We start from the raw sequence: 14,598 nt of genomic DNA on the forward strand, positions 1-14,598 counted from the left end.
ACGCCCATTACCCTTGACTCCGGTCCACACATGAAGCAAGGGCGAGGACTCAGGTGACGGAGGAAGCGAAACGGCAAGCGCGACGGTTCGGCATGCGTGAACGAGGCGTCGCTGGCGGGGACCGTGCGCTCAGGCCCAGAGGACGTCACGGCGGACCCACGAACAAACGGGAGGGCCGCCAGGGCCAGAAACGACTGCTCGATCAAACCGAGCAAAGACACGGGCGTTAGCCCAGGACGGCATCCACAGAGCACGCGAGATCCGGGAGGGCCTGCGGCGCAAGCTGGTCGCCGCGCCTGAGGGTACGGCATTCTTGATAGCCGTGGGGGGCAGGCGTTCGGTAGATTTCCACCTGTTCCGTCGAAAGGTCCACCAGCCAGACCTCTACTACCCCAGAGCGCGCATAGAGAGGGAGTTTGACCTCGCGGTCTATGTCAGCCGAGGTCTCAGCGACTTCGATGAGGAGCAGCACATCCGCCGGGCAGGGATGAGCCTCTGCATAGAAATCAGGCCGAGGCTTGAGCAAGGCCAGGTCCGGCTGGAGCTCCGAGTGCTCCCCCAGGCGAATCGGGTTTTGGACACGGACGATAGCGCGATCGCCAACCCGGCGATCAAACCACCGCATCAACCGATCAACGCAGGACGCATGCCGACTCCCAATCGGGCTCATCTCTACGATCTCCCCGTCAAGGAGCTCCACCCGATCGTCTTCGCTCAAAATGCCTGCCTGGGCCATCCGGTAATATTCCTCGACCGTGAACAGCCGTCTGGACAACTGAACCGCCATCGCCGCCCTCCTCTACCGTCTGCCCGCAAGGCTATCATTCGGGGCATGGGTGAGGCAAGCAACGGCCGCTCCAGCCTGCGTCACACACCGATCCACCGACGCAATCGCCGCTGCACGCCATGACCGGCTTCCCTGCAGATACCGCACCACACGCCGTTCCTAAAACCATGGAAAACCATTCCACAGCACGTCACCCGAACGGCGCTGATGACGATTCGCGTGCAGGAATTCCACCTGCACTCGCCGGTAGGATCGCTGCCGGCGCCTTGCCGGACCGTCCGGCAGGTGACCGACAGGATCGAGCCATGCCCGACCAGCGAGGCGCTGCCAGCGCCGCTTCCTTCCTGGCGACCTGCCGCCAGAACGACCAGACGTGCTTGTCCCGATTCCTCACGGGTAGGGAGAAGGCGACCTGGTCGCTCATGCGGCGGTTTGGCCGCTCGGAATACTTCAGAGCCCGCCGCGCGAGGCACAACGCTGCGGCCTGGTGAGTCGAAAGCCCATAACGGCGGGCGAATTTGTGCCGACCGATGACCGAGGTGTAGGCGGGATTGACCTCCAGCACCTCCAGACCCGCATCATGAGCACGGGCCTTGAGGATGGCGAGGATGCGGGCGTAGGACAGCGCCGAGAGCATCCGGCGATAGCGGACACCGTTGCCCTCGAGCTGCGCCTTCTTCCGGGCGAACGCCAGCCGCTCGAAGGCCAGGGGCTTGTGTGTTCCCCGGGCGAATGCCATCACCTGCTTGACGGCTTCGCCGATGCGCGCTTGGGCCTGTTCTCGGCTGCACCCGTACGTGACCAGCGGGATCTTCGCCGTGGCGCACGGATTCCCATGCCGGTCGGTTTCGGTTACAGCCAGATGGTCGTTGTTGAGGTCAAGCCCGATCACACCGAGCCGCCGATCGCTTTGGAGCCTGACGGGCAGGACTCCGGTGGAGATGAATACACGCCAGCCTTTGGCATCACGAACAAAGCGGTAGCTGATCGCCTGTTGCCGGGCGAGCGCCGCCACCACATGCTCAGTCCCATACGGCAGCGTCGCCTCAACGCGCAGGAATTTCTCTCCCCCGTTGGCCGCGATGACAGCGTCCGGCAGACGCAGCCGGAAGGCAAAACGGCCATGGCCCAGGTATTCCGCCACACACCCCTGGCACCCGGCGGTCTCGTCCTTCGATCCCAGGACGAAGAACTGGCTCGCACGGGCACGTCGCCACGCGGTGCGCCATTCATCCAGAGACGCGTAGCCATGCTCCTTCAGATGGAACTGGGCCCGGAACAGCGGCCGGCTGCCAAAACAGATCCGGACCCGGTCATGGGCGTGATCGTCCTCCAGGCGAGCCAAGCGGTGCCGGAGGATGGCCAGGCGGCGCTTCTTCTGATGGATCCGTTTGGCCAGGCACGCGCGCTGCGTAGCATCGGTCTCTTCGCGGTGGCGTCTGTCCAGCGCAGCCAGCCGCTTTTCGGCCGTGTTGATGCGTGTCCGGGCTTCCTGGATCAGTCCCTTGCGGCGTTCCTTGATCGAGGACACCATGCCCTTCAGCGTATGGCAGATCGCATTGAACTGCCGGGCGGTCAGGCCAAAACGCTGGAGATAGGCGGGCTTCAAGGACTCCGGGCTCTCGCCCCGTGCCATAGCGGCAAACAGCGTGCGCTGCACGTGGCCATACAGTTCGGCATAGGCCCCGAGCAGGCTGTCCGCCTTCGGCGGGATGACCAGGCGGGTTTGATACGTGCGTTGAGCTGCCACCTATCCGCCCTCCCTGCAGGCCGCGATCAGGTTCTTGGCCCGATTCTTGGCCGAGCGGCGTCCATACAGACGGGCGCAGAACGAAGTCAGCACCGCGATCATGTCCTGCACCAGGTCGTCCTGAAGCTCAGACTCGTCTACCACCAACACGCGTGCCCCGCGGGCAGTCAGGGCCGCTTCCACGTACTCCGCTCCAAAGCGCATCAACCGGTCCCGGTGTTCCACAATGATGGTTTTGACCCTGGGATCGGCCAGAAGGTGCATCAGCTTCTTTCGATGGCCGTTCAGACCGGAGCCGATTTCAGTGACCGTCCGGCTTACCGACAGCCCTCGGGCATTCGCGTATTCCAGGCAACGGGCCACTTGTCCATCCAGATGGGGGCGCTGATCACTGCTGGAAACACGGGCATCGATCACGGCGATGCCGTTATCTTCTGATGCCTCCTGAACGATGATCGTCCCACTCGGCAACTGTCTGGCGGGGATAGGCAGCTTGCCGAGCCGAAACCAGTTCCAGACCGTGCGGTAGCTGACGCCTTGTTTCTTCGCCCAATCGCTTAATTTCATGCTTCATAGAGCAGCATGTATTTCTATAGTATTCTAGACAACACGAGAACTGTTGCAACCCCTTCCCTAGCTAGTAGGAGGAGCCTCGGTCAAAACGGGCAGAGCGACAGCTCCGTCCCCCAAACGAACGTAGCGTGCGGCTTTCCCGCACACGGCTCTCGGACGAGTGTCACACCGAAGCAGGCACAGGCGGCCCATCCGCGCAGCACGCGGTTCGGCTCGGCGCACACGTCCTCCCAAGGTCCCTGATGGTCCGGACGGAGGATGTCCCGGATGCGTCGCTTGACCCGCTGCACCGCCTTCTTCGCCAGGGCTGCCCCCAGGTACCAGTGGCCGTCTTTCCGATAGGACATCGGGCCAACGGTGTATCCCAGGAACGTGAACGCCTCGCGCCGTCCCTCACAGAAGCGCGTCTTCTGCTCATTCAGCGTCAGCCCCATCGGCTGGAACCACCGCCAGGTCTGCGCCAGGATCTCGGCCGCGCCACGCCGACACAGCACGGCGACCTCATCAGCGTCGTTGATCAGCCACGCCCCATAGCGCCGGTCCAGGCCGGCCTCTCGGAAGGCCTGCAGGTAGCGGTTCATGGACAGGTTGGCCAGCAGCGGCGAGAGCACGCCGCCTTGCGCCACCCCCTTCTGGCCGTCTTTGGAGCACTGGGGTGTCCCGACGACTCCCCAGAGAGGACTTGCACCTGTCAGACACACAGCGCCTTTTCACGGCGCACTGAATACTGTCCGCTAGCGCGATCTCGTGACCCCCACTCGGTCGCAGTATCGGGCGATCTGACACCGGCTGCAGTAGGGCGAGACTGGCTGACAGAGATGTTGGCCGAACGGGACCAGCAGGTCGTTGAAGGTGATCCAGTACCGACGCGGGAGCTTGCGCCGAAGGGCCTCCTCGGTCTGCTCCGGCGTCTTGGTCCGGACATAGCCCCACCGGTTCGTGATCCGGTGCACATGCGTATCCACGCAGATGCCGGGCTTCCCATAGCCGACAGTCACGACGAGATTGGCGGTCTTCCGCCCCACGCCCTTGAGCGTGAGCAGCTCTTCGATCGTGTCCGGGACCCGGCCCCCAGAGGCCGTGAGCAGGCGGCGGCACAGCTCCCGGATCTGCCGGGCCTTCGTCCGGTAAAAGCCGACCGGATAGATGGCCCGCTCCAGGCGGCGCAGTGGAAGCGTGACCATGGCAGCGGGATCCGCCGCGAGGGCGAACAGGCGGCGGCTGGCCTCGGCGGTCGTCTGGTCCTTGGTGCGGAGGCTCAACAGACAGGCGATCAGGATGCGGAAGGGGTCGCGCGACTCTTTGGCCACGACGCCGACCACCGGCTCCTGCCACTGGCACACATCCCGGCGGACGAGGCGGAGGACGGCATGGATGTCCTGGTCGCGCATAGGCGCTCGTCCACGGACAGAAGCGGTGCACCGGGGGCCAGGAGAGCAGGAACGACGGCGGGGGCGATTAGTCCATCTTGTGCTTGGCCAGCCACTTCTGCCGGCGACGCTGGGCCTCGCGCTGCTTGGCCTTCCGCCTCACGCTCGGCTTCTCGTAGAAGCGCCGCCGCTTGAGTTCGCGAAAGAGCCCCTCACCGGCGAGCTTCTTCTTGGCGACCTTGAGGGCCTTTTCGACGTTGTTATTGAAGACCTTAATTTCCATCGTTTCCAGCGCTTTCCTCGTGACTCCGCTTCGATGTGCGCCGTCAAGTAGCGCTGGAGTCTAGCACAGCCCCGTGAGTTTCACAAGCCTCTCCTGGAGCTGCCTCAGTCGGGCCGAAAAGTCTCTTTCAAGTTCTTGATCTTTAATGGATTTTAGGTTCACCTCGGCATTCGCGATCCCCCCCTGAATCGCCGCGATGGCCAGGAAGTGTCCGACCTTCAGATCCGACGCGACGGATGGCTTCACCTTCGGAGCCAGGCCTTGCAGGAGGGTCGCCACCTCGTGGGCCAAGCTGGCTGTCTCCAAGGGCACCTCCGTCGCCACCCGGAGGCTGGTGGCAATCGCATCCGGCCGGCGCGGGTCCGTTTTGGGCAGGCGAGAGGCCTGGACGACCGCGTCGTAGGCCGCGGCGTCCTCCGCAACCAGACGTTGGAGTCGGTCCCGCAGGGAGACGAGCTGTTGTTCCGCACGGGCGAGCGCGTGCCGATCCGCTTCGGAGTCCGGCGCGGACGCCGGGGGCCCGATCCGGCAGGCCATGGCGCCGAGCGCCGCGGCCAGGAGCCGGCCAAGGCGGCGGCACTGCCGCCCCCGGCGTCGGCGTCCCGGCCGACAGCGCCGCGAGGAACGGGCTCAAGGACGAGCCGAGGTCCAGGGGCGGCAGGCCGGGTCGGGACCCGGTCTCCGCGGCTTCCGCCCGCGCCTGGCGGGCGAGCGCCTGCTCCAGCCGCACCTCCAGCACCTGTGACGGATCGAACCCCTCCAGCCTAAGCGCCTGCTCAGCGACCCGGATCAGCGCCCGCTGCGGCACGAGCCCGATGATCTCGCTTCCGGCGATCCGTAGGCCGCGCCGCTCGGCCTCCCGGGTGACGGCTTCAAAGGCCACGTGGATCGGCGTGACCTCGTAGTCGGTCAGGTTCATAGAGACCTGGACCTGGCGGCGGCTCGCCAGCTCCACCCCGATCGCTTTGACGGCGGGGAGTCCGCCGCTCGAAAACCGGACCGTCTTCGCAATCGCATTGGCCACTGCGAGATCGGTCGTTGCCAGGTTCACGTTGTAGGCGATCAGCGGCGGACGCGCCCCGACGACGGTGGCCCCGGCAGTCGGGTGGAGCAGGCGCGGGCCGAAATCGGGCGCCCAGGCCGGCTCCTCGGCGAGGCGGCGGGCTAGCCCCTCCAGCCCGCCTTTCCGGATCACCTCGAGCCCAACCCGCTCGGGATGGGTCGCCGCCCGCTCGTAGAGAAACACCGGAATGCCCAGCTCCCGGCCGATGCGCTCCCCGACCCTTCTGGCCAGTGCGACGCAGTCGTCCATCGTCACCCCGCGGATCGGGACGAACGGCACGACGTCCGTGGCGCCGACGCGCGGATGGCCGCCCTGATGGCGCCGCAAGTCAATCCGCTCGGCGGCGACCCGGGTCGCCCGGAAGGCGGCCTCGGCCACCGCCTCGGGAGGCCCCGCAAAGGTCAGCACGGCGCGGTGATGGTCGGCATCCATCTCCTCGTCCAGCAGCACGACGCCCGCGACGCCGCGAACCGTCTCCACGAGGGCGCTGACCGTCTCCCGATTCCGCCCTTCACTGAAGTTGGGGACGCACTCGACGAGCCGTTCCATGCTGGGGGATCCGTCAGCGGCGCCGTCACCAAGGCTCGGCTGTCTGCCAGCCTGGTCTGGCGTAGACGAGCCGGCCCCGCTTGAGCACCGCCGCGCACAGGTTCATGCCGAAATAGTAGGGAATCTCCCGGTAATCCCGGACATCCATCACGATCAGGTCCGCCTGCTTCCCCGGCTCGATCGAGCCGAGACGTGCCCCCCGACCCAGCGCCCAGGCTCCGTTGATCGTCGCCGCCGTGATCGCCTCCTCCGGGCTCATCCGCATCTGGGCGCAGGCGAGGGCCAGCACCATCTGCATGTTGAGCGTCGGGGAGCTGCCGGGATTGAAGTTCGTGGCCAGCGCGACCGGGACGCCCTCCGCGATCAGCCGGCGGGCCGGCGGAAAGGGCCCTGCTCCCAGATGGAAGGTTGCGCCGGGCAGGAGCGTCGCCACGGTCCCGGTGCCGCGCAGCCGGCGGATGTCCGAGGCCGCGAGGTGCTCGAGATGGTCCACGGAGCGTGCGCCCAATCCGGCCGCCATGACGGCAGCCCCGGAGGGAGCCAGCTGCTCGGCGTGCAGCTTGAGCGGCAGCCCGGCAGCGGCCGCCGCCTTCAGGATTGCCCGGCTCTCATCGAGCGAGAAGTAGCCGCGGTCGCAAAACACGTCGCAGAACTCGGCGAGCCGCGTCCGGGCGACGAGCGGGATCAGGTGGCGGCACCACTGCTCGAGATAGCCGGCACGTCGTCGCTTGGCGCGCGCCGGGACATCATGGGCGAGCAGCGTGGGGACCACCTCGGCAGGCGTCCGGGCGGCGGCCGCGCGGATGGCGCGCAGCAGCTTCAGCTCCTGGGCCAGCTCCAGGCCGTACCCGCTCTTGACCTCGACGGTCGTCGTCCCATGCTCAAGAAAACGATCGAGGACCGCGGCGAGCCGCGCAGCCAGCCTCCGCTCGCTCACGCCGCGGATGCGCCGGGCGCTCGCCTGGATCCCGCCGCCCGCCTGGGCGAGCTCCTCGTACGTGGCCCCGCCGAGGCGCGCGACATACTCGGCCACGCGAGATCCCCAGAACAGCGCGTGCGTGTGGGAATCCACGAAGCCGGGGAGCACCACCCGCCCCTTCACGTCCAGCACGCGGGCCCGCCGCGCCCCCGAGACCCGACGCACGTCCCGTTCGCGCCCGACCGCCTGGATCCGACCGTTTCGGAGCCACACCGCCCCGCGCGCCAGCAGCCCCACGTCGCCCATCCCCCGGCCCGTGCGGGGAGCCGCGGCCCCCCGCATCGACAGGATCTGGCCGCAATTGACCAGCAGCAACGATCCGGTGGCCACGAGGCGGTTTCCCTGTTGGATCACCCGGGCGAGGGAGAGCCCTGCCCCCCGTGGCGGGCCGAAGCGGCCAGCCCGCGCAGCCACAGCTCGAAGTTCAGCAGCACCCAAAGCTGGGGGCCATAGTCTCGGACCCGTTCCTGATGGGCGCGAAACAGCCGCTCGACGACCTCGCGGCGGAGGTACGGGACATAGCGCGGCGTGCCGCTTAACAAGATCTCATGAACCGGCTCCTTCAGCTCGTTCCGGAACCATGCCCCGAGGGGCACCCCGAACCCCATCTTGCCGCGACGCCGAATCTCCTCCGGCAGAAGATCGGCGAAGGCCTTCTTCAGAAGATATTTGAGCTGGTGCCCCCGGAGCTTGTAGGAGCCGGGCAGCGTCGCGACGTACTCGATCAGCGCGGTGTCCAGGAACGGCGACCGGGCCTCCAACCCGTGAGCCATGCTCATCCGATCCATCTTCACGAGGAGATCGTCCGGAAGATAGGTCTTGAAGTTCAGGTAGAGCAGCCGGTTGACCAGGTCCGCGCCCTGGGCACGCGCCAGGTGCTCATCGAAGCTGCGGCGGACATCGTCCCGCGGCCGACCCAGCAGGAGCTGATCGAGCAGGTCGCGGCTGAACAGGGAACACCAGCCGAGATACCGTTCGGGGAGCGGATCGCGGGCGCGGCACAGCAGCCGGTGGGCGCGTCCCAGGAAGCGACCGGCCTTCCAGCGCGGCGGCAAGGCATCTAGGCAGACTCGGGCCGCCGCCACGACCGGCCGCGGCAGGCGTTCGGTCAGGACCGCAGCGAGAAACCGCTCGTAGCCCGCGAACAGCTCGTCCCCACCGTCCCCGTTCAGCGCGACGGTCACATGTTCGCGCGTCAGCTTGCTGAGCAGATAGGTCGGGATGGCCGACGCGTCCCCATAGGGCTGGTCGTAATGCCAGAGCAGCCGCTCGACGAGGTCGAAGGCCTTGGGCTCGACGATGAACTCGGTGTGGTCCGTCTTAAAGCGCCGGGCGACGAGCCGGGCATAGGCGGTCTCGTCAAACCGCTTGTCCCCGGTGAAGCCGATACTGAAGGTCTTCACCGGACGCCCCATCAGCCGGCTCATGAGGCCGACGACGATCGAGGAGTCCACCCCGCCGCTCAAGAAGGCGCCCAGCGGCACGTCGCTGATCAGCCGACGGGCGACCGCCGCTTCGAGCAGACGGCGCACCTCCGCCACGGCTTCCTCCTCCGGCACCACCCGTGCCGCGCCCGCCGCAGGAACCGGCAGGTCCCAATACGGGACCGGCGCGCCGACGCCGGCCCGCGAGACGATCAGAAAGGAAGCGGGCGGCACCTGCCGGATGTGGCGGTAGATCGTCGCGGGCCAGGGGACGTAGCCGAACGTGAAATAGAGCGGGATCGCCTCCGGATCAACGGTGCGATCCACGCCAGGGCAGGCGAAGATTGCCTTCAGCTCGGACGCAAAGATGCAGCGGGCTCCGTCCGTGTAATAGAACAGCGGCTTCTTCCCCGCCCGGTCTCGCGCCAGCAGCAGCCGTTCTCGCGCCTCATCCCAGAGGCCGATCGCGAACATGCCGTCGAGCCGACCGACGAACTCGTCGCCGAACTCCTCGTACGCATGGACGATGACCTCAGAGTCGGTCTTCGAGCGGAACCGATGCCCGAGCGCCTCGAGCTCCGCGCGGAGGGACTGGAAATTGTAGATTTCGCCGTTGAACACGGCCCAGACGCGGCCGTCCTCGTTGGAGAGCGGCTGCCGCGCGGCCGGCGACAGGTCGAGGATGCTGAGCCGCGTATGGCCGAGGAACGCCGCCGTCCCGCCCCTGCGGGTCCGGTAGCTCCCACGATCGTCAGGGCCCCGATGGAGCAGGGTCCCGAGCATGCGCGCTTCGACGTCGGGCGTCGTCTCTTGCCCATCGAAGCTGATCACACCGCAAAGACCGCACATCGGACCGGTTCTCCGTGAAGACAGGTGCCGCGGGGCGCAGGGTAAGCGTAGCAGATTGCGGAAGCCGAGCAAAGGGAAGAAGATAGGCGCGGCCGGTCAAGCGACCGACCCGGCCGGGCGGCGAGCCGGCCCGGATCAGGAGGGATCGGAGTACTCCAACGAGCGGCTCGATCTGTCCTGCGAGCGATGCGTCGGCGTCAGGGCGCAAGCGGCGCAGCCCCTGATCGTACACTGCCAGCCTGTCCCCCCGGACGCCTGCGGTGGAACCGGATTGTCGGTCGGGCCATAGCGGTGCGCCCAGTTCCGGTAGAGGTGCAGCGCCTCGTCGGGCGAGGCCGCGTAGGCGAACCAGAAATACCGATAGCCCGACCGGCCCCGGTGGCGGGCGATCGCGTCCCCCACATCGTCCAGGCTGGCCCCGACCAGATCGGCGGTCGTGCCATTCCTGGACAGGATGAAGGCGCCCGCGCAGCGCTTCGTCACGAAGAGGTGCAGGTATCTCAGGTTGAAGGGTCCAGACATGCTCACCTCCCGGTCAGAATCCCCGTCGAACGGGTGTGCCTGGACAGCGTCCTACCGGTCTGGGTCCGCAACGGTCACCTGCACGATTCGGATCCTCGACAGGGAGGCCAGCAGCATGACGGGATTGGCGATCTCGATGCCAACCGGCACATAGAGCAGCGCGCGTCTGGCTTGGGCGCGGGCCATCAGCCGCCTCACCGCGCTGACATCCGAGAGGGACAGGACGGGCTGGTTCCGGGTCACGGCCACGACCCGCTCCAAGGGGGTTTGGACCAGCAGGCCATCGGGCTGGCCGGTTTCCCGGTTCACCAAGGGCTCGACGCGAATCTCGTCGGCTCCAGCGATGGCTCGAGCGGCAAGATCGGCGGCAACCTCATCCAAGACCAGCGCGCTGCTCGTCATCGCTTCCCTCCCTTGCTTGAGTGACGGGGTCGTTGGCGATCGCGGAGAAGGGCTTGAGCGGCGACGGCCGTAGATCGGGCGGCTGACGGCGTCGGGCGGACCGGGACATCAGACATCGCACCTCCTTGCAGGTCAGGGAGAGGTCGCTCCGTCTGAAGATGCCGCCCTTTTACCAGGGTGCATCCCGGGAGTCAAGCAAAAACACCATATGTGGGATAGCATCATGAGACCGATCAGCTATCTTGTGGATTGCCTGAGACTTTCCTGTTGACCCTGGGGAGGGAAACGTGTGGATAAAAAAGCCGGGGACGCGATCTACGTCCCCGGCTTTTTCTTCGGCGAGACTCGAAGCTATTTGGTTTTCTTGACGAAGGCCTTGTAGATCCGCTTGCTGTCCTGGGTTTCCTCTTCGAGGCCGACCATCTCATGGCCGGTCGTCTGGCACCAGGCCGGCATATCCTTCTTGATCCCTTCGTCGTCCGAAATGACCTCCAGCACCTGACCCGTGGTCAATTCTTTGATCTTCTTGCTCGTCATGATGATCGGCATCGGGCAAAAATACCCGAGCGTGTCGAGCTTCACATCGGCTTGGATCATGGAGTTCCCTAGCTCGTTGCAAGCAGCGAGTCGCAAACAGCCGGAACGAAGATTTCGTGTTCGGCGCCCTGCGACTCGCTATTCACGGGTTGCTAAATAAAGAGATTGACGCTACCCTGCTTGGCCTCGGCCAGGTAGGTCGTCACGCCTGCCAACTGGTCCACGCCGTCAACCAGCGTGTCCTTCGTGATCCCCATGAGCCCCATGGTCGTCGTGCAGGCGATGAACCGGACGCCCAGCTCCTGCGCCGTCTGCATCAGCTCCGGGATGCCCGGCATCCTGTGCTGGCGCATGACCTTCTTCATCATGCTGGTCCCCAGCCCGCCGAAGTGGAACCGGGAGAGCGGCAGGGTCTCCGCACCGCCCCGGTTCAGAAAGCCGAACAGCCGGCGCAACCAGTCCTTGGCGCCGCTGGCGGTGCCTTTCTTCCGGATCACGTTCAGCCCCCAGAACGTGAAGAACATGGTCACCTGCATGCCCATCGCGGCCGCTCCGGTGGCGATAATGAAGGCGGCCATCACCCGATCCATGTCCCCGCTAAGGACCACAATCGTGACCCTGTCGGGCTTCGATTCCCGTAGCTCAGCCAGGGTGGCGGCAGGCTCGAGTTGGGTCGTCGTACTCATGGCCACACCTCAACATATCTCACGCCGGGATGCATCCGCACCCCAGCCCCCTCAGCAGACCCTCAGGTAGTCACTATAGTCAGCCTCCCTTCGTGCTGTCAAGGCAAGTCGGGAGACGGGGACTCGTGACCCGCGGCCCGCATTCGTTCGATGGCACGCGCAGCAAGCTGCGCGACGGGGCGAGCCGACGACTTGACCGAGATCCACATCTGACTAGCATAGTCACACCCGCTTGCCCAAGGAGGACGCGATGAAGAGCGCCGCGGTTTCCAGGCTCAAGGCCTCGCTGAGCGAATACCTCGCGAAAGTGAAGGTGGGCGAGGAAGTGATCGTGACGGAGCGCGGGAAGCCCATCGCCAAGATCGTCCCAATTCGATATGACGAAAGGCAGTTCCCGCCACATCTGCTTGAGCTTGCCCGTGCGGGGCTCGTCCGTCTGGGGGCAGGGAAACTCCCTCCCGGATTCTGGAAGCTCCCGCGGCCGAAGGACCCTGAAGGCAAGGTGTTGCAAGCCCTGCTCGAGGAGAGAGCGGAAGACCGATGAGGAGGAGCAGGCCTTGCGCATCCTCTCGCTCCTCACTGACCAATGGACGGAGATCGAGCCGAGCCGTGAACTGCGAGAGATCGCCTTTCGGATTCTTCGGCTCCATCCGTTGTGGGCTGCACATTCCATGCAACTGGTGGCCGCGTTGGTCTGGGCCGACGGCCGGCCGGCAGGGCATGAACTCGTTTGTCTGGACCAGCGGCTCCGCGATGCGGCGGCCCGCGAGGGGTTCCGGCTCCTGCCGACCCTCTAGCCTCAGCCTTCGAGCTTGCTGTCCCCCAGGAGCCCCATCGCCCGCCGGATCTGCTCGCGCGAGCCCAGCAGGACGATCACGTCGCCCGGCTGCAGGCGCTCCTTCTCGGTCGGGTTGGATTCCGTCACCCCGCCGCGCGTGAGCGCGATCACGGAGGCGCCCGTCCGGGGGCGGATCGAGAGCTGTCCCAGACTCTTGCCCGCGGCCGGCGAGTCCGCTTCGATCCGGCAGGTATCCACCTCGACATCGGTCAGGGTGCCGCCGCGCAGGTGGTGGGCCAGCTCCGGCATTGCGCTACGGCGGAGCAGCGCGTAGCCCTCGCGCCGGATCTGCTCGGCCTTCTGGTGGATGAACTCCGCCGGCAGCCGGTAGGAACGCAGGACGAGCGCGAAGATCTCGATGGAGGTCTCGAACTCCTCGGGCACCACCTCGTCCGCGCCCAACTGATGCAGCTCCTCGATCTCCTTGAGGTAGCGCGTGCGGACAACCACGTGCAGCGTAGGGTTCATGCTCTTGGCGACCTTGACGGCGCGCCGGGTGGAAAACGGGTCGGAAATGGCCAGGACGAGCACGCGGGCATCCTCGACCCGCATGTGGCGGAGGACGTGGGGGTTGGTGGCGTCGCCGTAATAGATCGGGACGCCCGTCTGCCCCTCGCGCCGGACGGTCTCGCCATTCAACTCCAGGACCACGAAGGGAATCTCGGTTTCCAGCAGCACCCTCGCCAGGTTTCGTCCGTTGAGGCCGTACCCCACCACGATCACGTGGTCCTTGATGCGGAGGCGGTGCCAGCCGAGCTGTGCCATGTGCGCGGTCGTCCGGTCCGGGAACCAGCGGCGCAGCCGCTGGATCGCTTCGGTGCGCCGGGCAATCCTCGGCGCCCCCTGCATGAGCAGGGGCGTCACCACCATCGTCAGCACCGACACCACGAGGAACACCTGATAGGACTCCCCGGCCAGCAGCCCGACGGCCTGGCCCTCCTGCGCCAGGATAAAGGCGAACTCGCCGACCTGCGCCAATGCAATGCCCGCCAGCACCGCCGACCGCGGCGGATAGCCGGCGAGGAGGACCGGACCGGCCGCGGTGAGGAACTTCCCCACGAGCACCGCCGCGACCAGCCCGATCACGAGCAGCGGGTGGGCCGCCACGACGCGCACGTCCATCAGCATCCCGACCGAGACGAAGAACAGGCTGTTGAAGCTGTCCCGGAAGGGCAGCACCTCGGCCATCGCCTGGTGGCTGTACTCGGACTCCGAGATGATCAGGCCGGCGATGAACGCGCCCAGTGCGAGCGAGAGCCCGGCCTGGGACGTCAGCCAGGCGATGCCGAGACAGAGGACAATCACCGTGAGGAGGAACAGCTCACGGCTGCGGCTCCGGACGATCTGCTGGAGGATCCTGGGTACCAGCCCTCGGGCGGCCACCACGATCCCGGCCACCACGAAGGCGGACTTGAGCAAGGGCAGGACCAGCGCAGCCAGGGACTCGGCGCCGGCCCGCGCCAGCACGGGCGTCATCAGCATAATCGGCACGACGGCCAGGTCCTGCACGATCAGGATCCCGATCGTCGCCCGGCCGTGTAAGGCGTCGCTCTCCCCCCGCTCGGCCAGGGCCTTGAGCACGATCGCGGTGCTGCTCAAGGACAGGAGGCATCCCCAGAAAAGGGCCTCGCGGACCGCGAAGCCCGCCAGCCAGCCAATCCCCGCGACCAGCAGCAAGGCCCCCACCACCTGAAGCGGCGCAGCGACCAGGAGCAGCCGGCGCGACGCGGCCAGATGCGAGAGCGAGAACTCCACGCCGATCGTGAACAGGAGGAGGACGACCCCGATCTCGGCCATCCGGTGAACTTCCTGGAGGTCGGAGACCAGGTTGAGCCCGTGCGGACCGATCAGCGCGCCCGCCGCCAGAAACCCGGCGATCGAAGGCAGCCGGACCTTCTGGAACAGGAAGACGACGGTGATCGAGACCGCGAAGATCACCAGCAGGTCGGTCAGGAGGTCCCGTTCGGGCATCGGTCGTGCCAGCCC

16 protein-coding genes and 1 pseudogene are annotated in these 14,598 nt (G+C 66.4%); 2 read left to right on the top strand and 15 right to left on the bottom strand.

Annotated features, from left to right (window positions below; all coding sequences use genetic code 11):
- Nucleotides 1-226: 226 nt before the first annotated feature.
- The 14 genes and pseudogenes from ACWHYQ_RS06770 to ACWHYQ_RS06835 all read right to left on the bottom strand — a co-directional run bounded on the left by ACWHYQ_RS06770 (nt 227) and on the right by ACWHYQ_RS06835 (nt 11,774).
- On the bottom strand, nt 227-787 hold the full coding sequence (locus ACWHYQ_RS06770) for a Uma2 family endonuclease (protein ID WP_447974948.1): 561 nt from the start codon (nt 785-787) through the stop codon (nt 227-229).
- Nucleotides 788-977: 190 nt separating this feature from the next.
- Nucleotides 978-2,537 carry an IS200/IS605 family accessory protein TnpB-related protein gene (locus ACWHYQ_RS06775; RefSeq protein WP_447972730.1) on the bottom strand — a complete coding sequence of 520 codons (1,560 nt, stop codon included), beginning with the start codon at nt 2,535-2,537 and terminating at the stop codon, nt 978-980.
- Nucleotides 2,538-3,104, bottom strand: coding sequence for an IS607 family transposase (locus tag ACWHYQ_RS06780; RefSeq protein WP_447972162.1), 567 nt, complete (start codon nt 3,102-3,104; stop codon nt 2,538-2,540).
- 89 nt (nt 3,105-3,193) lie between these two features.
- Complete coding sequence (locus ACWHYQ_RS06785) at nt 3,194-3,736, bottom strand: reverse transcriptase domain-containing protein (RefSeq protein WP_447974949.1); 543 nt, start codon at nt 3,734-3,736, stop codon at nt 3,194-3,196.
- Nucleotides 3,737-3,844: 108 nt separating this feature from the next.
- Complete coding sequence (locus ACWHYQ_RS06790) at nt 3,845-4,501, bottom strand: endonuclease III domain-containing protein (protein WP_447974950.1); 657 nt, start codon at nt 4,499-4,501, stop codon at nt 3,845-3,847.
- Nucleotides 4,502-4,568: 67 nt separating this feature from the next.
- Nucleotides 4,569-4,763: a 30S ribosomal protein S21 gene (gene rpsU / locus ACWHYQ_RS06795; protein WP_447974951.1), complete on the bottom strand. Its 195-nt coding sequence runs from the start codon at nt 4,761-4,763 to the stop codon at nt 4,569-4,571.
- 60 nt (nt 4,764-4,823) lie between these two features.
- Nucleotides 4,824-5,300: a cyclodeaminase/cyclohydrolase family protein gene (locus ACWHYQ_RS06800; RefSeq protein WP_447975538.1), complete on the bottom strand. Its 477-nt coding sequence runs from the start codon at nt 5,298-5,300 to the stop codon at nt 4,824-4,826.
- Nucleotides 5,301-5,484: 184 nt separating this feature from the next.
- Nucleotides 5,485-6,375, bottom strand: a pseudogene (gene ftcD, locus ACWHYQ_RS06805) (glutamate formimidoyltransferase); the annotation flags it as partial.
- Between the two features lie 25 nt (nt 6,376-6,400).
- A complete protein-coding gene (gene hutI, locus ACWHYQ_RS06810) occupies nt 6,401-7,684 on the bottom strand; it encodes an imidazolonepropionase (protein WP_447974952.1) in 1,284 nt (427 codons plus the stop codon).
- A 20-nt stretch (nt 7,685-7,704) separates the two neighbouring features.
- Nucleotides 7,705-9,627 (bottom strand): asparagine synthase (glutamine-hydrolyzing), encoded by a 1,923-nt coding sequence (asnB, locus tag ACWHYQ_RS06815; RefSeq protein ID WP_447974953.1) that lies wholly within the window; start codon nt 9,625-9,627, stop codon nt 7,705-7,707.
- Between the two features lie 135 nt (nt 9,628-9,762).
- The gene (locus ACWHYQ_RS06820; RefSeq protein ID WP_447974954.1) at nt 9,763-10,149 is read right to left on the bottom strand and encodes a hypothetical protein; all 387 of its coding nucleotides are present in this window, start codon (nt 10,147-10,149) and stop codon (nt 9,763-9,765) included.
- A 51-nt stretch (nt 10,150-10,200) separates the two neighbouring features.
- Nucleotides 10,201-10,551, bottom strand: coding sequence for a hypothetical protein (locus ACWHYQ_RS06825; protein WP_447974955.1), 351 nt, complete (start codon nt 10,549-10,551; stop codon nt 10,201-10,203).
- Between the two features lie 351 nt (nt 10,552-10,902).
- Nucleotides 10,903-11,148 carry a sulfurtransferase TusA family protein gene (locus tag ACWHYQ_RS06830; protein ID WP_447974956.1) on the bottom strand — a complete coding sequence of 82 codons (246 nt, stop codon included), beginning with the start codon at nt 11,146-11,148 and terminating at the stop codon, nt 10,903-10,905.
- A 92-nt stretch (nt 11,149-11,240) separates the two neighbouring features.
- A complete protein-coding gene (locus ACWHYQ_RS06835; RefSeq protein ID WP_447974957.1) occupies nt 11,241-11,774 on the bottom strand; it encodes a DsrE/DsrF/DrsH-like family protein in 534 nt (177 codons plus the stop codon).
- A 250-nt stretch (nt 11,775-12,024) separates the two neighbouring features.
- On the opposite strand from ACWHYQ_RS06835, the gene ACWHYQ_RS06840 reads away from it, so the two are divergent.
- Both ACWHYQ_RS06840 and ACWHYQ_RS06845 read left to right on the top strand, forming a co-directional pair.
- Nucleotides 12,025-12,318: a type II toxin-antitoxin system Phd/YefM family antitoxin gene (locus tag ACWHYQ_RS06840; protein WP_447974958.1), complete on the top strand. Its 294-nt coding sequence runs from the start codon at nt 12,025-12,027 to the stop codon at nt 12,316-12,318.
- 13 nt (nt 12,319-12,331) lie between these two features.
- Nucleotides 12,332-12,571: a hypothetical protein gene (locus ACWHYQ_RS06845; protein ID WP_447974959.1), complete on the top strand. Its 240-nt coding sequence runs from the start codon at nt 12,332-12,334 to the stop codon at nt 12,569-12,571.
- Between the two features lie 2 nt (nt 12,572-12,573).
- On the opposite strand, the gene ACWHYQ_RS06850 is transcribed toward ACWHYQ_RS06845, so the two are convergent.
- Complete coding sequence (locus ACWHYQ_RS06850) at nt 12,574-14,583, bottom strand: cation:proton antiporter domain-containing protein (protein WP_447974960.1); 2,010 nt, start codon at nt 14,581-14,583, stop codon at nt 12,574-12,576.
- Nucleotides 14,584-14,598 lie beyond the last annotated feature (15 nt).

This window comes from Nitrospira sp. Kam-Ns4a (assembly GCF_965152595.1).

Coding starts and splice junctions, on each gene's coding strand:
- ACWHYQ_RS06770 (WP_447974948.1), bottom strand. CDS start 787: ATGGCGGTTCAGTTGTCCAGACGGCTGTTCACGGTCGAGGAATATTAC.
- ACWHYQ_RS06780 (WP_447972162.1), bottom strand. CDS start 3,104: ATGAAATTAAGCGATTGGGCGAAGAAACAAGGCGTCAGCTACCGCACG.
- ACWHYQ_RS06790 (WP_447974950.1), bottom strand. CDS start 4,501: ATGCGCGACCAGGACATCCATGCCGTCCTCCGCCTCGTCCGCCGGGAT.
- rpsU (WP_447974951.1), bottom strand. CDS start 4,763: ATGGAAATTAAGGTCTTCAATAACAACGTCGAAAAGGCCCTCAAGGTC.
- ACWHYQ_RS06800 (WP_447975538.1), bottom strand. CDS start 5,300: ATGGCCTGCCGGATCGGGCCCCCGGCGTCCGCGCCGGACTCCGAAGCG.
- asnB (WP_447974953.1), bottom strand. CDS start 9,627: ATGTGCGGTCTTTGCGGTGTGATCAGCTTCGATGGGCAAGAGACGACG.
- ACWHYQ_RS06820 (WP_447974954.1), bottom strand. CDS start 10,149: ATGTCTGGACCCTTCAACCTGAGATACCTGCACCTCTTCGTGACGAAG.
- ACWHYQ_RS06825 (WP_447974955.1), bottom strand. CDS start 10,551: ATGACGAGCAGCGCGCTGGTCTTGGATGAGGTTGCCGCCGATCTTGCC.
- ACWHYQ_RS06830 (WP_447974956.1), bottom strand. CDS start 11,148: ATGATCCAAGCCGATGTGAAGCTCGACACGCTCGGGTATTTTTGCCCG.
- ACWHYQ_RS06835 (WP_447974957.1), bottom strand. CDS start 11,774: ATGAGTACGACGACCCAACTCGAGCCTGCCGCCACCCTGGCTGAGCTA.
- ACWHYQ_RS06840 (WP_447974958.1), top strand. CDS start 12,025: ATGAAGAGCGCCGCGGTTTCCAGGCTCAAGGCCTCGCTGAGCGAATAC.
- ACWHYQ_RS06850 (WP_447974960.1), bottom strand. CDS start 14,583: ATGCCCGAACGGGACCTCCTGACCGACCTGCTGGTGATCTTCGCGGTC.